This is a genomic window from Streptomyces venezuelae (assembly GCF_008642335.1).
In the GTDB taxonomy this organism is placed as follows: domain Bacteria; phylum Actinomycetota; class Actinomycetes; order Streptomycetales; family Streptomycetaceae; genus Streptomyces; species Streptomyces venezuelae_F.
In genome coordinates this window covers 6,026,527-6,039,883 of the sequence record NZ_CP029191.1, presented here as the reverse complement: position 1 = coordinate 6,039,883, position 13,357 = coordinate 6,026,527, and the positions used below count along the sequence as shown (strand labels likewise).

Below are 13,357 nucleotides of genomic sequence, written 5' to 3'. Positions count from 1 at the left end.
CCACTCCCCGGCAGTGAGTTGACCGGGTCCCCGTACGCATCACGGTGCGTACGGGGACCGGCTCACCCTGCCCGACCACTGCCGCCCACGAGGACATCCCCGTGAACGTACTGCTCGACCACTTCGCGGAATTCCGCGAGGGATTCATAGGCACGGTCTGGCTGACCGTGGCCAGCAGCGTGCTCGCGCTGATCCTTGGCGTCGTGCTCGCCGGCTTCCGGGTCTCGCCGGTACCGCCGCTGCGGTTCTTCGGCGCCGCCTGGGTCACCCTGTTCCGGAACACGCCGCTGACGCTGCTCTTCCTGACCATCTGGTTCGCCGTGCCGCAGGTCTTCGACTTCGGCTTCGACCCGTGGACCAAGGCGCTGATCGTGCTCAGCGTCTACACCTCGTCGTTCGTCTGCGAGGCCGTACGGTCCGGTATCAACACCGTGCCGCTCGGGCAGGCCGAGGCCGCCCGCTCCCTCGGCATGACGTTCTTCCAGACGCTCGGAACGATCGTGCTGCCCCAGGCCGTGCGCACCGTCCTGCCGCCGCTGAGCAGCATCTTCATCGCCCTGACCAAGAACTCCGCCATCGCGGGCGCCTTCAGCGTCACGGAACTGTTCGGCTGGCAGAAGGTCCTCAGCGACCAGGGCTTCGCCATCGCCTGGCTCTTCCTCTGGGTGGCGCTCGGCTACCTCGTGATCACATTCACCATCAGCGGCCTGTTCCGGCTGCTCGAGCGGAGCCTGGAGGTCGCACGATGAGCTCCAGCGTCCTGTACGACGCCCCGGGCCCCAAGGCCCGGATGCGCAACCGCATCTACTCGGTCATCGGCACGGTCGCGATCATCGGTCTCATCACCTTCGTGATCATGCGGCTCGCCGACCGAGGGCACTTCGCGTCCGAGGTCTGGAACACCTTCAACTACGCCAACGTGCGGATCGCCATCCGTGACGGCATCTTCACCACGCTGAAGGTGTTCGCGCTCGCCGGTGCGCTGTCCCTGGTGCTGGGTGCGCTGCTCGCGGTCGCCCGCGCGTCGGATCACCGCGCGATCCGCTGGCTGGCCACGGGTTTCATCGAGCTGTTCCGTGCCATCCCGCTGCTGATCACGATCTACGCCCTCTGGGTGCTCTTCCTCACCTACAAGAGTGACCTGGGCTTCGTCGGCGAGAACAACGGCTTCTGGGCCCTGGTCATCGGTCTGGCCGTCTACAACGGCGCCGTGCAGGCAGAGGTGCTGCGAGCCGGTTTCAACGCCGTGCCGCGCGGTCAGGTGGAGGCGGCGTACGCACTGGGACTGCGCAAGTCCCAGGTGATGACGATGCTGCTGCTGCCGCAGGCGGTCAGGTCCATGCTGCCGACGATCATCAGCCAGCTGGTGGTCACGCTGAAGGACACGTCGCTCGGCTACATCATCACGTACGCGGAGCTCCTGTATGCGGCCCGGCAGCTGGCCAACACGACTCTCGTCAACGGGCAGTACATCTACGTTCCGGTGATCATGGTCGTCGGCACGATCTACGTGGCGATGTGCATGGCGCTCTCCGGCCTGGCCACCTGGGTCGAGAAGCGCGGGCGCCGCGCCAAGACGGGCATCGCCGTCGCCGCTGCCGCCGAGCCCGCCGAGGCTCCGGGGGCGCTCGACCCGTCCGACCCCAAGGGTCCGACGGCCGAGGCCGAGCAGGCGGCCGCCAAGGCCGACGAGCCGCCCGGGAAATCGGGCTGAGTGAGCTGCGGCGAACGAGCCGAGGTAAGGGGCGGCGTCCATGGGGCGTCGCCCCTTACCGTTTCCGGGCCGGTCCTCGGCCTGTGATGTGACGATCGGACAGGGAGGTGGCGCCGAAGGTCGCGTCGGGGCCGCCGTCGCTTGACGCAAGCAGCGGCAATAGGTTGCATACGTTCTGTGATCGTGCACCGGGCTCCAACTGCCAGTTCCTGTACGTACGTCCAGAGCATCCGGGCAGCCCGGACCCTCGGAGCCCGCCGGGCCGGAGGGTGTGCGCCGTGGACCCGGTGATCGTCGTCGGTGCGGGTCCCGTCGGACTCGCGCTCGCCCTCGCACTGTCCCGCCACTCGGTGCCGACCGTCGTCCTCGACGAGGGACCCGGCAAGGACGAACAGCGACCCGCGCGGACGGTCGTCCTCCGCGACGACACCGCGGCGTTCGCCGAACGGCTCGCGGGTCACTCGTTCGGCGACACGGAGACGGGCGCGCGCTGGACGGGCTGGCGCTCGGTGCGGCGCAAGCAACTGATGCGGGAACTCGACTTCGATGAGGCGACCCCGGCCCCGCTGCACCTGGCGCAGCACGAGCTGACCGCCGCACTGCGCGAGGCCATCGCCGACGAGCGGCTGGTCAAGGTCGCGGTGGACAGCAAGCTCGACTCCCTGGAGCAGGACGCCGGCGGCGTGACCGCCCACACCCGCGGCCCCAAGGGCACGTGGTGGCGCGGCAGTTACCTCGTGGGCTGCGACGGATCGCGCTCCACCGTGCGCAAACTCCTCGACGTCCGCTTCCCGGGACGTACGGCCGTCGAGCGACACGCCGTGGCCGCGCTGCGCACGGAACTTCCCTGGCCCGGCCAGGCGTTGTTGCATCGGATGCCTCCGTGGCGCCACGGAGGCGCCGAGGTGGTGGGGCGGCCGCTGGCCGGCGGAGTGTGGCGGCTCGACTGGCTGCTTCCGCCGCGCGGCGACCTGGTGACGCCCGACGCCCTCGTCGTCCGCATCCGGGAGACCCTCGCGGGCTGGTGCGGTGGCTCCACACCGCCGTACGAACTGCTGGACACGGGCGTGCACACCGTCCACCACCGACTCGCCCGACGGTGGCGGGTCGGCCGTGCCTTCCTCGCCGGGGACGCCGCGCACCTGCTCGGCGCGCTCGGCACCCAGGGGCTGGACGAAGGGCTGCGGGACGCCGACAACCTCGCGTGGAAGCTGGGGCTCGCCTGGCACCACGGCGCGCGCGAAGCGCTGCTGGACAGCTATCAGGTCGAGCGGCGGGCCGGTGTGGCCGCACGGCTGCGCGCCGCCGACCAGTCGCTGCCCGCGCTGCGCGGCAGCAAGAACCTGCGCTCGTACGTCCCCGGGACGGCCCGCGGGCACGACACGCTCCTCACGGACGGTCACGTCGGGCGCGGGCCCCTGGGCGCCCCCTCGTCGTACGCCGATTCGCCGCTGGCACCCGTTCCCTCCGAGTCCGTCACAGCGGTCGGGACGGAGCCGGGCGCGCCCGTCGCGGATGTGCGGGTGACGGCGCCGGACGGGTCCTTCGTCCAACTGCGCGACCGCCTGGGGCTCGGGCATCTGATCGTCGTCCTCGTCGCGCCGGGCACCGTGGTGTGGGAGCGGCGGCACTGGGTGACCGCCGGGATCATGCCGCGGCTCGCCGCCGCGGTCACGGCCTTGCCGCACGCCGCCGAGCTGCTCGTCGCGGAGAGCTACCCCGGCGCGGCGGCCCACTCGGTCCTGCTCGTACGCCCCGACGGCCACCTGGTCACCGCGCTGTCCGGGGTACGCCCCGCCGAGCTGTACGCGGCGGCCGAGGCGGCACTGGGCGGGCCCGCCCCAACCGGGCGGGCGGACGGTGGGGAGCAGAACGGCCGCGCGGGCACGAGCGCGGGCGAGGGCGAGGAGGAGAGCTCGGCGGGGGCTGCGGGGGCGGCACGGCGTTCGGGGTGAGGGCAAGGACACCACCTCGGCTGCGCTCTGCACGGTCTCCGTGGACGGTCCCCGTTCGCATGCTGAGCCGGGGTTGACCGGCCTGCACCCCCGTGGTCTACTCCGGATCGTGACCGACACCGATGTGCGCCTGTGGCGGAGGGTCCATATGGACCTCGTCCGCTACGCAGGCTGCGTGTGTCACCCGTCCTGCTGAATTCGCATTTTCCCCTCGCGCACCGAGCACCGTTCACCGAGCACCGCTCCGGGTCACGTCGTGCGCGCTTTCCGCGAACCTCCAGGACGGTATCCGTTGTCTGTTGTCCCTTCCTCCACCGCGCCGTCGTCGACGCGGTCCTCGGCGCCCACCGCCGCCGAACTCCTCGCCTTCGTCCGCCGCACCGCGGCCGACTCCGAACTCATCGCCTCCTTGCCGCTGGACCCCGAAGGCCGTACGTGGGTACGCCTGGAGGGGCCCGGTGGCAGTGAGGCCTGGCTGATCGGCTGGCCGCCCGGCACCGGCACCGGCTGGCACGACCACGCGGAGTCGGTCGGCGCCTTCCTCGCCGCGGCGGGCACCCTCAAGGAGAACTCCCTGGCCGCGCGGCTTCCCACCGACGGGTGGAAGACCCTGGAGCTCTCCGACGACGTCGACCGCGAACGGGAGTTGACGCCCGGCGAGGGCCGCGCCTTCGGCCGGAACCACGTGCACGAGGTCCTGAACGAGTCGACGACCGAGCACGCCGTCTCCGTGCACGCGTACTACCCGCCGCTGCCGCGGATCCGCCGCTACAGCCGGACGGGTGACGTGCTCCGTCTGGAGTCCGTCGAGCGCCCGGAGGACTGGCAGTGAGCGACGAACAGCCGGTGGGTGACGAACAGCCGGTGGGCATCGACACGTTGTTGGAACGGGTACGGCTCGGGCTCGACCGGCTCTCTCCGGAGAAGGCGTACGAAACCGCCGAGGCCGGTGGCCTGCTGGTCGACATCCGCTATGCGGCGCTGCGGGAGCGGGACGGGCTCATCCCCGGCGCACTCGTCGTCGAACGCAACGAGCTGGAGTGGCGGCTCGACCCTCAGGGCAGCCATCGCGCTCCGGAGGCCACGAGCCATGACCTGCGCGTCGTCGTGGTCTGCAACGAGGGGTACGCGTCCAGCCTCGCGGCCGTCTCCCTGCGGCAGTTGGGGCTCCGCCACGCCACTGACCTCACGGGGGGCTTTCAGGCGTGGCGGGCGGCGGGGCTGCCGGTGGTGACCGCCCAGGCGTGAGGACGGCCGTGCCGCCTACTCCTTGGCCGTCGCCACCGTGACGGGGAGCGGCCTCAAGGCGGCGCGGCCGGGCAGGGCGGTCGCGATCAGGGCGAGCAAACCGGCGACGGTGAGCACGGAGACGTACACCAGAGGGGCGACCGTCGGTGCCGCGCTTCCGGTCATGCCGATGCTGAACGCCGTCAGGACGGCGAGTGCCACCCCACTGCCGAGCGCGGTACCGATGAACAGGACGGCCAGCGCCTCGGTCCGGAGCATCCGCAGCACCTGACGGCGCGTCGCCCCGGCCAGGCGCAGCATCGCGAACTCACGGACGCGTTCGGAGACGGACATCGCCAGTGTGTTGACGACGGCGATGGCGGTGAAGGCCAGGACGAGCCCCATCGCGAGCAGGTTCACCTCGGCGTTGGTCCTGCGGCTCTCCGCCTGGAGGTCGTCCGCGGCCGCCGGGGTGAGTACACGGACGCCCGGGAACTTGTCGACGGCCGCCGCGAGTTGTTCCTGTGTACGGTCGCTCCTGACGAGGACCGTGGCGGCGAGCGGGTTGTCCACGTGGCGGGCGACCAGGTCGTGCGCCATGGTCAGGTCCCCGAAGCCGAGCCCGCGTGCGTAGACGGCGCGCACGGTGAGTTTCGTCTTCGTGCCGTCTCCCAAGGTGAACGCGAGCGTGCTGCCCGGCTTCAGCCCCAGCCGGTCGGCGGCCAGTTCGCTGACGGCGCCACTCTCCTCACCGAAGTCCTCGATGGATCCTGCGGTGACGTCCGGGTCCCAGGTCCGGGCCAGGTGCTCAGGGGTGACGCCCTGCGCGGGGTACTTGTCGAGCCCCACGCGGACCGTCGTGCGGACGACCTCGGTGGCAGCCTGCACACCGTCGGTCGTCCGCAGCTTCCGGGCGGCCTGTGCCGGTACGCCGGGGCCTTGCGCGGCCAGCACCCAGTCCGCGCGGATGCCGTCGCGGGCCTGGCCGCGGGCGGCGTCGTCGAGGGTGGGCTGGACGAAGAGGACGGTGCAGGCCATGCCCGTGAGGAGGGCGAGCGGCGTGACGACGGCGGCCATGCGGGCCGCGTTGCCGCGCAGGTTGGCGTGGGCGAGCTTGCCTCCGGGGCCGGACAGCCTGAGCGGTCCTCGGAGGAGTGCGGCCGCTGCCCGGACGACGAACGGACCGAGGAGGGCGATGGCGCAGGCGAAGACCACGACCGTCAGGAACGTCACGGGGGTCGACGCCGCCTCGGTGCGCAGCACGCTCAGCACGGCGACGAGGACGACACCGCCGACGAGCAGCACCAGACCGGCGACGACTCGGCTCCAGGCGGGCCGTCGCGGCTCGATCTGCGCTTCGGCAAGAGCCTGCGCCGGGCGGATACGGACGATCCTGCGCCCCGCGATGCGCGCGGCGGCCCAGGCTCCCAGCACGGTGGCAGCGACGGCGACGAGAGGCGGGAAGGCACTGACGGTGCGCTCAAGGGTGGCGGGCACGGCCCCCGTTGCCACGAACCGCTCGTGCAGCACGCCTGCGAGCGGGATCCCGGCGAGCGCGCCGGCCGCACCCGCCACCACGCCGACGAGCACCGCCTCACGCCCGAGGAGCCTGCGGATCTGCTGCGGAGTCGCGGCGACGGCACGCAGCAGGGCGAGTTCGCGGTGGCGTTGCTGAATGGAGAGGGCGAAGGTGCCGACCACCACGAGCACAGCGACGAGGAGGGAGGTGCCACCCATGGCCCCGCCCATGCTGACGAGCTTGACGCGCGCTCCCGCCGCGTCCAGGAACTCCACGGGCCCGCGGTCGTCCCCCGCGCTGACCTGGGCCGTCGTCCCCTCGACGGCCTGCTCGACCGCCTTCTCCAGGTCGGCGACAGAGGTGCCCTCGGCCGGTATGACGCCGAAGGCGGTGACCTTCCCGGGGTGCGCCGCAAGCCGTTCGGCCTCATCGGAGGAGAAGAAGAGCGAGGTCTGGTGGGTCAGGGCGCCGTTCGCGGGCGCGGCCACTCCGGTGATGCGGTAGTCGCGCGGGCTCTGCGTCGACTGGACGGTGAGACGGTCGCCGGGGCGCAGCCCCGCGCGGTCGGCGAGACCGCGGTCGATGACGAGATCGCGCGAGGACCGCGGGGCCTTTCCGTCGACGAGGCGGAAGGGGGTGAGGGCGGCGGACTTCCATGCGTGCCCGTACGTGGGGGTGTCGGCGTTGTCGTCGGGTCCCGCTCCTGTTCCGGCACCCGGGCTCAACGGCTGGGCAATAAAGGTGAGTTCGGGTACGACGAAATCGACGCCCGGGACCCTCTTGATCCTGCTCCCGATGTCGTCGGCCGGCAGCCACGCGCGTTCGGCGATCGGTTTCGCCTTGTGCTTGATCTTGGTCTTGCCCTTTTTATGCTTGACCGTGGTCTGGTGCACGTTCTGGTCGGCGGAGACGATCACGGGGGCCGCGGCGTAGCGCTCGGTCTTGATCGTGCCGCGCAGGCCGGTTTCCAGGAGGGTGCCGCAGGCCGTGATGAGGCCCGCGGCGCACATCAGCGCGAGGAAGGCGCCGACGAATCCGCCTTTGCGGTCTCTGACGGTCTGCAGGGCGTAGCGCAGCATCATGAGGGCTCGGACTCTTTTCGGTTGTTGTCGGAGGAGCCGGCGTCGGCGGAGGAGGCGGTGGGCGCGGGGAAGGCCAGGAAGCGGGTGAGGACGGTGCGAGCGCCGTCCGGGGTGTCCGCTTCGGACCGCTTGTAGCGGTTGAGCAGCGCGATGTACTCCTCGAAGAACTCGTGGAGTTCGGGGAGGGTCAGCCGAATCGTGCCTCGGGAGTGCGGCAGCGCGTCGGCCCACTCGTCGGGGCCGGGATCGCGCTGCAATTGCCCGAAGAGTTCCAGGTCGGCGGCGTACGAGAGACGGTTGAGCTCGTCCATGACGAGCCGCATCTCGGGGCTCTGCCGGCTGCGCGGCGGAAAGCGCCGGTCGCCCGGGACGGCGCGCCACCAGCGCTCACGTCCGTGCCCGGAGCCGCGCGTCTCCTCGACGAAGCCGTAGCGGGCGAGTTCGCGCAGGTGATAGCTGGTCGCGCCGGTGTTGAGCCCGAGGGCTCGGGCGAGCGTCGCGGACGTGGCCGGGCCGTGCACGGTGAGGTGCTGCAGCATCTGCTGCCGCCGCGGCTGCGCGAGCGCCTTCAGAACGTGGAGATCATTGAGTTCCCGCGGGCCCTCGGCCCGCTCCGCCCCGGTCCTGCCGGGTTCCTCTGCCATGCGTACACAGTCGCCTGTGCACAGGTTCCTGTGCACTGCGGCAACCCGGCGTCTCCGCAGGGGGGTTACCCCCACCCTGCGGAGCGCGAGCCGGGGTACGGAGATCGTTCCGGTTGCCGCCCCACCCCCGTGGGGGCGGCCCGCTCAGAACCCTTCGTACCCCAGGTCGTCGGTCTCTTCGCCCTCTTCCTCCAGCGCCTGCCGGACCACGCGGAGCGCCATGCCCTCCGCGTAACCCTTGCGGGCGAGCATGCCCGCCAGGCGGCGCAGGCGCTTGTCGCGGTCGAGGCCCCGCGTGGAGCGGAGCTTGCGGGCGACGAGCTCCCGCGCGGTCGCCTCTTCCTGCTCCGCGTCGAGCTGCCCCACGGCCTCGTCGATCAGCGTGGACTCCACGCCTTTGGTGCGCAGCTCCCGCGCGAGTGCACGGCGGGCCAGACCCCGGCCGTGGTGCCGGGACTCCACCCAGGCGTCCGCGAAGGCGCTGTCGTTGATCAGTCCGACCTCTTCGAAGCGGGAGAGGACCTCTTCCGCCACGTCGTCGGGGATCTCCCGCTTGCGCAGTGCGTCGGCGAGCTGCTTGCGCGTGCGGGGGGTGCCGGTGAGGAGGCGCAGGCAGATCGCCCGTGCCCGCTCGGCGGGATCCGTGGGCGGCTCCCCCTTCTCGGCCCTCGACGAGGAAGGGGAACCGCTGTCCTGGTGGCCGCCGGGGCTGTCGGAATCCGGGCTGCCGGAGTCCCCGAATCGGCCGCGGCGGCGCCGGCGCCCACGACTCCGACCGCCTCCGCCCCGGAAGCCTTCGTCGTCCTGGTGGCCACCATCGTTCTGGAAGCCGTCGCCGTCCCGGAAGCTTCCGCTGGCCTGGAAACCGTCGCCGTCACCCCGGTCGGCGCACCGGCCCGCGCCGTCCTGATCCACACCGCCCCCGTGGCGCCGCCCGGCAGTGCCGGTGCGGCTTTCGGGGGCGGTGTGGTCCGCCCAGTCGGTTCGTCGCGTCACGGACTAGCTCTTGGCCGCCGCGGCCTTGGACTTGCCGGCCTTGGCCGCCGGAGCGGGCACCGTCTTGGCGTCGTCGGCGGCCGGGGCGGCGCCCGTCGCGTCCGTGCTCGGCTCCTCGGTCGGCGCCTCGGGCTTCACTCCGACGCCCAGCTTCTCCTTGATCTTCTTCTCGATCTCGTTGGCGAGGTCGGGGTTGTCCTTCAGGAAGTTGCGGGCGTTCTCCTTGCCCTGGCCGAGCTGGTCGCCCTCGTACGTGTACCAGGCGCCCGCCTTGCGGACGAACCCGTGCTCGACGCCCATGTCGATCAGGCCGCCCTCGCGGCTGATGCCCTGGCCGTAGAGGATGTCGAACTCGGCCTGCTTGAAGGGCGGCGCGACCTTGTTCTTGACGACCTTGACGCGGGTGCGGTTGCCCACCGCGTCCGTGCCGTCCTTCAGGGTCTCGATGCGGCGGATGTCCATGCGCACCGACGCGTAGAACTTCAGCGCGCGGCCACCGGTCGTGGTCTCCGGGGAACCGAACATCACGCCGATCTTCTCGCGCAGCTGGTTGATGAAGATCGCGGTGGTCTTGGACTGGTTGAGCGCGCTGGTGATCTTTCGCAGGGCCTGGCTCATCAGGCGGGCCTGCAGACCCACGTGCGAGTCGCCCATCTCGCCCTCGATCTCCGCGCGCGGCACCAGGGCGGCCACGGAGTCGATGACGATCAGGTCGAGGGCGCCGGAGCGGACCAGCATGTCGACGATCTCGAGGGCCTGCTCGCCGTTGTCCGGCTGGGACAGGATGAGGTTGTCGATGTCGACGCCGAGCTTCTTCGCGTACTCGGGGTCGAGGGCGTGCTCCGCGTCCACGAAGGCCACCGCGCCGCCCGCCCGCTGGGCGTTGGCCACGGCGTGCAGGGTGAGGGTCGTCTTACCGGAGGACTCCGGGCCGTACACCTCCACCACACGGCCGCGGGGGATGCCGCCGACGCCGAGCGCGACGTCGAGCGCGGTCGACCCGGTGGGGATGACCTCGATGGGCTCGTTCGGCCGCTCGCCCATGCGCATCACTGCGCCCTTGCCGAATTGCCGTTCAATCTGTGCGAGCGCGGCGTCGAGCGCCTTCTCGCGGTCGGTTCCTGCCATGGGTTCCACCCGATTTGCTTGAGTCGATCGCTTCACGTCAAAGACGCTAACGCCTGCCACTGACAATCCGCCCCGACGCCCGTCCAGCCTGTGGATAACTCGAGGTCCACCCCGCAGAATCGCCGCCGGACAACCCATGAGAATGGATGTTCGAATTTAGTGTCAAGCGTGGCACGCCGGGGCCGACGCCGTCCGCCGGCTCCCGCCGACGCCCGCGCCCGCCCTCCCCCGGCGCCCGCTCTCTCCTACTTGCGCTTGCCCGGCTTCGGCGAGGATCCACCCGGCTCCGCCGGGGCCTCCGGCCTGTTCGGCCCCCGCAGCGCCCGCCGCATCCGGGCGAGGAGGGGAGCTCCGACCTGGCGCCGGTGCCCGTGCACCCGGGGGTCGTCCGTGACGTCGTACCTCTTCACGTACGCCCCGAGGAACGCCTGCAGCGTCGCGACGGCCGGGATGGCGATGAGCGCCCCCACCGCGCCGAGGAGCGCCGTGCCCGCGATGACCGAGCCGAACGCGACGGCGGGGTGGATGTCCACGCTCTTGGCGGTGAGCTTGGGCTGCAGTACGTAGTTCTCGAACTGCTGGTAGACGACCACGAAGACCAGCACCCAGAGCGAGTACCAGGGGTCGACCGTGAAGGCGATCAGCATCGGCAGGGCGCCCGCGAGATACGTGCCGATGGTGGGGATGAACTGGGACACGAGGCCCACCCACACGGCGAGCACGGGCGCGTAGGGCACTTCGAGCACCTGCAGCAGGATGTAGTGCGCGATCCCGGAGATCAGCGCCATCAGGCCGCGCGAGTAAAGGTAGCCGCCGGTCTTGTCGACCGCGATCTCCCAGGCCCGCAGCACCTCGGCCTGCTTGGCGGGCGGCAGCACCGAGCACAGGGCGCGCCGCAGCCTCGGCCCGTCGGCCGCGAAGTAGAACGAGAACAGCAGGATCGTCAGGAGCTGGAAGAGACCGCCCAGCACCTGCGCGGACACGTCCAGGACACCGCTGGCGCTGTTCTGCACGTACTTCTGCAGCCAGTCCGAGTGGACCAGGCTGTCCTGGACCTCGACGCGGGAGAGGTCCGTGTGGAAGGTCTGGTTGATCCAGCTGATGACCTTGTCCAGGTAGTCGGGGAAGTCCTCGACCATGTCCACGATCTGGCCCGCGAGCATCGACCCCATCAAGGCGATGAAGCCGGCGCTGGCGATCACGACGCCCAGGAAGACCAGGAACGTGGCGAAACCCCTGCGCATACCGCGCGCGGCCATCCAGCTCACCGCGGGCTCGACCGCGAGCGCCAGGAAGAACGCGATCAATACGTTGATCAACAGCCCGGTCAACTGATGGAACGCCCAGCTGCCCAGCTGGAAGCAGGCGACGAGCGCGAGGGCGAGAACCATGGCGCGCGGCAGCCAGCGCGGCATGCGGGCGCCCTGCCCTGCCTGGGTTCCGGCGGGGGGCTGTGCGGGCGGCGTCGTGCCGGGCGGAGCGGTGTCCTGGGTGACCTGCGCGGTCTCGTCTGTCGGTGCCACGGGCCAAGTCTCGCCCACGTCGGCGCCGACCGGACGCCACCCTCACATCTTGGGACGCGCTTGGGACGGGGAGGGCACGACCCACGCGCGCGTGGAACCCTTCCGGCGCCGCCGGACAGCCCCTGTTTCAGCGCTTCTCGGCGGGTACGTCCATCGCCGTGCACACCGCACGCCAGACGTCCTTGGCCTCCCAGCCCGCATCCAGCGCCTCATTGACCGTACGGCCGCCCAATTCAGCCATCACGTGATCGCGCGCGAAGGAGTCGGCGTACCCCGCACCGAAGTGGGCCGCCATCCGCTGCCAGAAGACCGTCAACCGCATGACTCCAGTATCACGCCCCTGAGGGGGCGGCCGGGCGCAGGGGGTCGTCGAGAACGCTTTCCGTCCTACGGTCGGTGCATGGCCGAAACCGGAGCATCTCCCGCAGTGCCCTCACCCGACGCGGCGCTCTCCCCGCTCGCCCGCGCCGAGCGCTTCGTCTGGCTCACCGCGCGCGTCCTGGAGCAGCGACGGTTCGCGTACCACTTCCTGGACGGCGCGGGAGGTGACGCGGCCGCGGACGCGGTGGAGACCGCCCTGACCTCGTACGCCACCGCGGACGGCGGGTACGGCTACGCACTGGAGCCCGATCTGCGCGGGCCCGTGAGCCAGCCCCTGCACACCGGGCACGCGCTGGGCGTCCTGGACTCGATCCACCGTTGCGGCGGACAGCGGGTGGAGCGCGTCTGCCGCTACCTGACGTCGGTGTCGACGCCCGAGGGTGCCCTTCCCGCGATCCATCCCAGCCAGCGCGGCTACCCCTCGGCGCCGTTCATGCCGATCATGGACGACCCGCCCAGCGAGCTGCTCGCGACCGGCCCCGTAGTGGGTCTGCTGCACCGCAACGAGGTGTGGCACGCCTGGCTCTTCCGCGCCACGGACTTCTGCTGGACGGCCGTCGAGTCGCTGAAGACGTCGCATCCCTACGAGATCCAGGCGGCCGTCGCCTTCCTGGACGGTGTACCCGACCGCCCACGCGCGCGTGCCGCCGCCGACCGCCTGGGTCGTCTCGTGCGCGAGCAGCGGCTCGTGGCGCTGGACCCCGCGGACCTCGACGCCTATCCGGTGCAGCCCGGCTACGCACCGGGAGAACACCACTTCCCGCACGACTTCGCGAAGGTCCCGGAGTCGCTCGCGCGCTCGTGGTTCACCGACGCGGAGATGGCGCGCTCCCTCGACTTCCTGGCGCGGGACCAGGCGGCGGACGGCGGCTGGCCGGTGCGCTGGCGGCAGTGGGCTCCCGGCACGGCCATGGAGGCGCGGCCCATCGTCACCATCCAGGCGCTGCGTACGCTCCGGGCGTACGGACGGGACATCGCCTGAGAGGACACCCTGGGTACCGCGAGCACCGGGATCGCCCCCCTCACCTCGCCAGCGCGCGCAGCCCCGCCGTGACGGCGACGGCCGCGGCGATGACGACGAGGAACGGTACGCGCGCGTGCGGCGGTCCTGGGGCCCGCCGTGCGAACCGTGCGCTGCGGCAGATGCCCGCCGTTGAGCCGCAGCAGCCGGGTCACCGCCATACCCGG

13 protein-coding genes are annotated in these 13,357 nt (G+C 71.3%); 7 read left to right on the top strand and 6 right to left on the bottom strand.

Annotation, left to right across the window (positions count from 1 at the left end):
- The first annotated feature begins 101 nt into the window (after nucleotides 1–101).
- The 6 genes from DEJ49_RS27325 to DEJ49_RS27305 all read left to right on the top strand — a co-directional run bounded on the left by DEJ49_RS27325 (nucleotide 102) and on the right by DEJ49_RS27305 (nucleotide 4,917).
- Nucleotides 102–749 carry an amino acid ABC transporter permease gene (locus tag DEJ49_RS27325; protein ID WP_150186559.1) on the top strand — a complete coding sequence of 216 codons (648 nt, stop codon included), beginning with the start codon at nucleotides 102–104 and terminating at the stop codon, nucleotides 747–749.
- Nucleotides 746–1,714 (top strand): amino acid ABC transporter permease, encoded by a 969-nt coding sequence (locus DEJ49_RS27320; RefSeq protein ID WP_150186558.1) that lies wholly within the window; start codon nucleotides 746–748, stop codon nucleotides 1,712–1,714. Before DEJ49_RS27325 ends, DEJ49_RS27320 begins: the two co-directional genes overlap by 4 nt.
- Before the next feature lie 278 nt (nucleotides 1,715–1,992).
- The gene (locus DEJ49_RS27315) at nucleotides 1,993–3,669 is read left to right on the top strand and encodes an FAD-dependent monooxygenase (RefSeq protein WP_150186557.1); all 1,677 of its coding nucleotides are present in this window, start codon (nucleotides 1,993–1,995) and stop codon (nucleotides 3,667–3,669) included.
- On the top strand, nucleotides 3,575–3,865 hold the full coding sequence (locus tag DEJ49_RS37015) for a putative leader peptide (RefSeq protein ID WP_411757201.1): 291 nt from the start codon (nucleotides 3,575–3,577) through the stop codon (nucleotides 3,863–3,865). The genes DEJ49_RS27315 and DEJ49_RS37015 overlap by 95 nt, the downstream gene beginning before the upstream one ends.
- A gap of 96 nt (nucleotides 3,866–3,961) precedes the next feature.
- Nucleotides 3,962–4,501 (top strand): cysteine dioxygenase, encoded by a 540-nt coding sequence (locus tag DEJ49_RS27310; protein WP_150186556.1) that lies wholly within the window; start codon nucleotides 3,962–3,964, stop codon nucleotides 4,499–4,501.
- Nucleotides 4,498–4,917, top strand: a complete 420-nt coding sequence (locus DEJ49_RS27305; protein ID WP_150186555.1) for a rhodanese-like domain-containing protein — start codon at nucleotides 4,498–4,500, stop codon at nucleotides 4,915–4,917. The genes DEJ49_RS27310 and DEJ49_RS27305 overlap by 4 nt, the downstream gene beginning before the upstream one ends.
- A 15-nt stretch (nucleotides 4,918–4,932) precedes the next feature.
- Here the strand turns inward: DEJ49_RS27305 and DEJ49_RS27300 are convergent, their stop codons facing one another.
- The 6 genes from DEJ49_RS27300 to DEJ49_RS27275 form a co-directional block, all read right to left on the bottom strand.
- The gene (locus DEJ49_RS27300) at nucleotides 4,933–7,497 is read right to left on the bottom strand and encodes an FtsX-like permease family protein (protein WP_150186554.1); all 2,565 of its coding nucleotides are present in this window, start codon (nucleotides 7,495–7,497) and stop codon (nucleotides 4,933–4,935) included.
- A complete protein-coding gene (locus tag DEJ49_RS27295; protein ID WP_150186553.1) occupies nucleotides 7,494–8,141 on the bottom strand; it encodes a winged helix-turn-helix domain-containing protein in 648 nt (215 codons plus the stop codon). The genes DEJ49_RS27300 and DEJ49_RS27295 overlap by 4 nt, the downstream gene beginning before the upstream one ends.
- A 144-nt stretch (nucleotides 8,142–8,285) precedes the next feature.
- Entirely contained in the window at nucleotides 8,286–9,137 is an 852-nt protein-coding gene (gene recX / locus DEJ49_RS27290) for a recombination regulator RecX (RefSeq protein WP_150186552.1), read from the bottom strand.
- A 3-nt stretch (nucleotides 9,138–9,140) separates the two neighbouring features.
- Entirely contained in the window at nucleotides 9,141–10,265 is a 1,125-nt protein-coding gene (gene recA / locus DEJ49_RS27285; RefSeq protein ID WP_150186551.1) for a recombinase RecA, read from the bottom strand.
- A 245-nt stretch (nucleotides 10,266–10,510) separates the two neighbouring features.
- Nucleotides 10,511–11,788, bottom strand: a complete 1,278-nt coding sequence (locus DEJ49_RS27280; RefSeq protein ID WP_150186550.1) for an AI-2E family transporter — start codon at nucleotides 11,786–11,788, stop codon at nucleotides 10,511–10,513.
- Between the two features lie 127 nt (nucleotides 11,789–11,915).
- Nucleotides 11,916–12,110: a DUF3046 domain-containing protein gene (locus DEJ49_RS27275; RefSeq protein ID WP_150186549.1), complete on the bottom strand. Its 195-nt coding sequence runs from the start codon at nucleotides 12,108–12,110 to the stop codon at nucleotides 11,916–11,918.
- Nucleotides 12,111–12,188: 78 nt separating this feature from the next.
- Here DEJ49_RS27275 and DEJ49_RS27270 point away from each other — a divergent pair, with 78 nt between their 5' ends.
- Nucleotides 12,189–13,151, top strand: a complete 963-nt coding sequence (locus DEJ49_RS27270) for a hypothetical protein (protein ID WP_150186548.1) — start codon at nucleotides 12,189–12,191, stop codon at nucleotides 13,149–13,151.
- Nucleotides 13,152–13,357: the final 206 nt, after the last annotated feature.

Excerpts from the sequence above, each read along its gene's own strand:
- DEJ49_RS27320 (WP_150186558.1), top strand. The coding sequence starts at position 746 with ATGAGCTCCAGCGTCCTGTACGACGCCCCGGGCCCCAAGGCCCGGATG.
- DEJ49_RS27300 (WP_150186554.1), bottom strand. The coding sequence starts at position 7,497 with ATGATGCTGCGCTACGCCCTGCAGACCGTCAGAGACCGCAAAGGCGGA.
- DEJ49_RS27295 (WP_150186553.1), bottom strand. The coding sequence starts at position 8,141 with ATGGCAGAGGAACCCGGCAGGACCGGGGCGGAGCGGGCCGAGGGCCCG.
- recA (WP_150186551.1), bottom strand. The coding sequence starts at position 10,265 with ATGGCAGGAACCGACCGCGAGAAGGCGCTCGACGCCGCGCTCGCACAG.
- DEJ49_RS27275 (WP_150186549.1), bottom strand. The coding sequence starts at position 12,110 with ATGCGGTTGACGGTCTTCTGGCAGCGGATGGCGGCCCACTTCGGTGCG.
- DEJ49_RS27270 (WP_150186548.1), top strand. The coding sequence starts at position 12,189 with ATGGCCGAAACCGGAGCATCTCCCGCAGTGCCCTCACCCGACGCGGCG.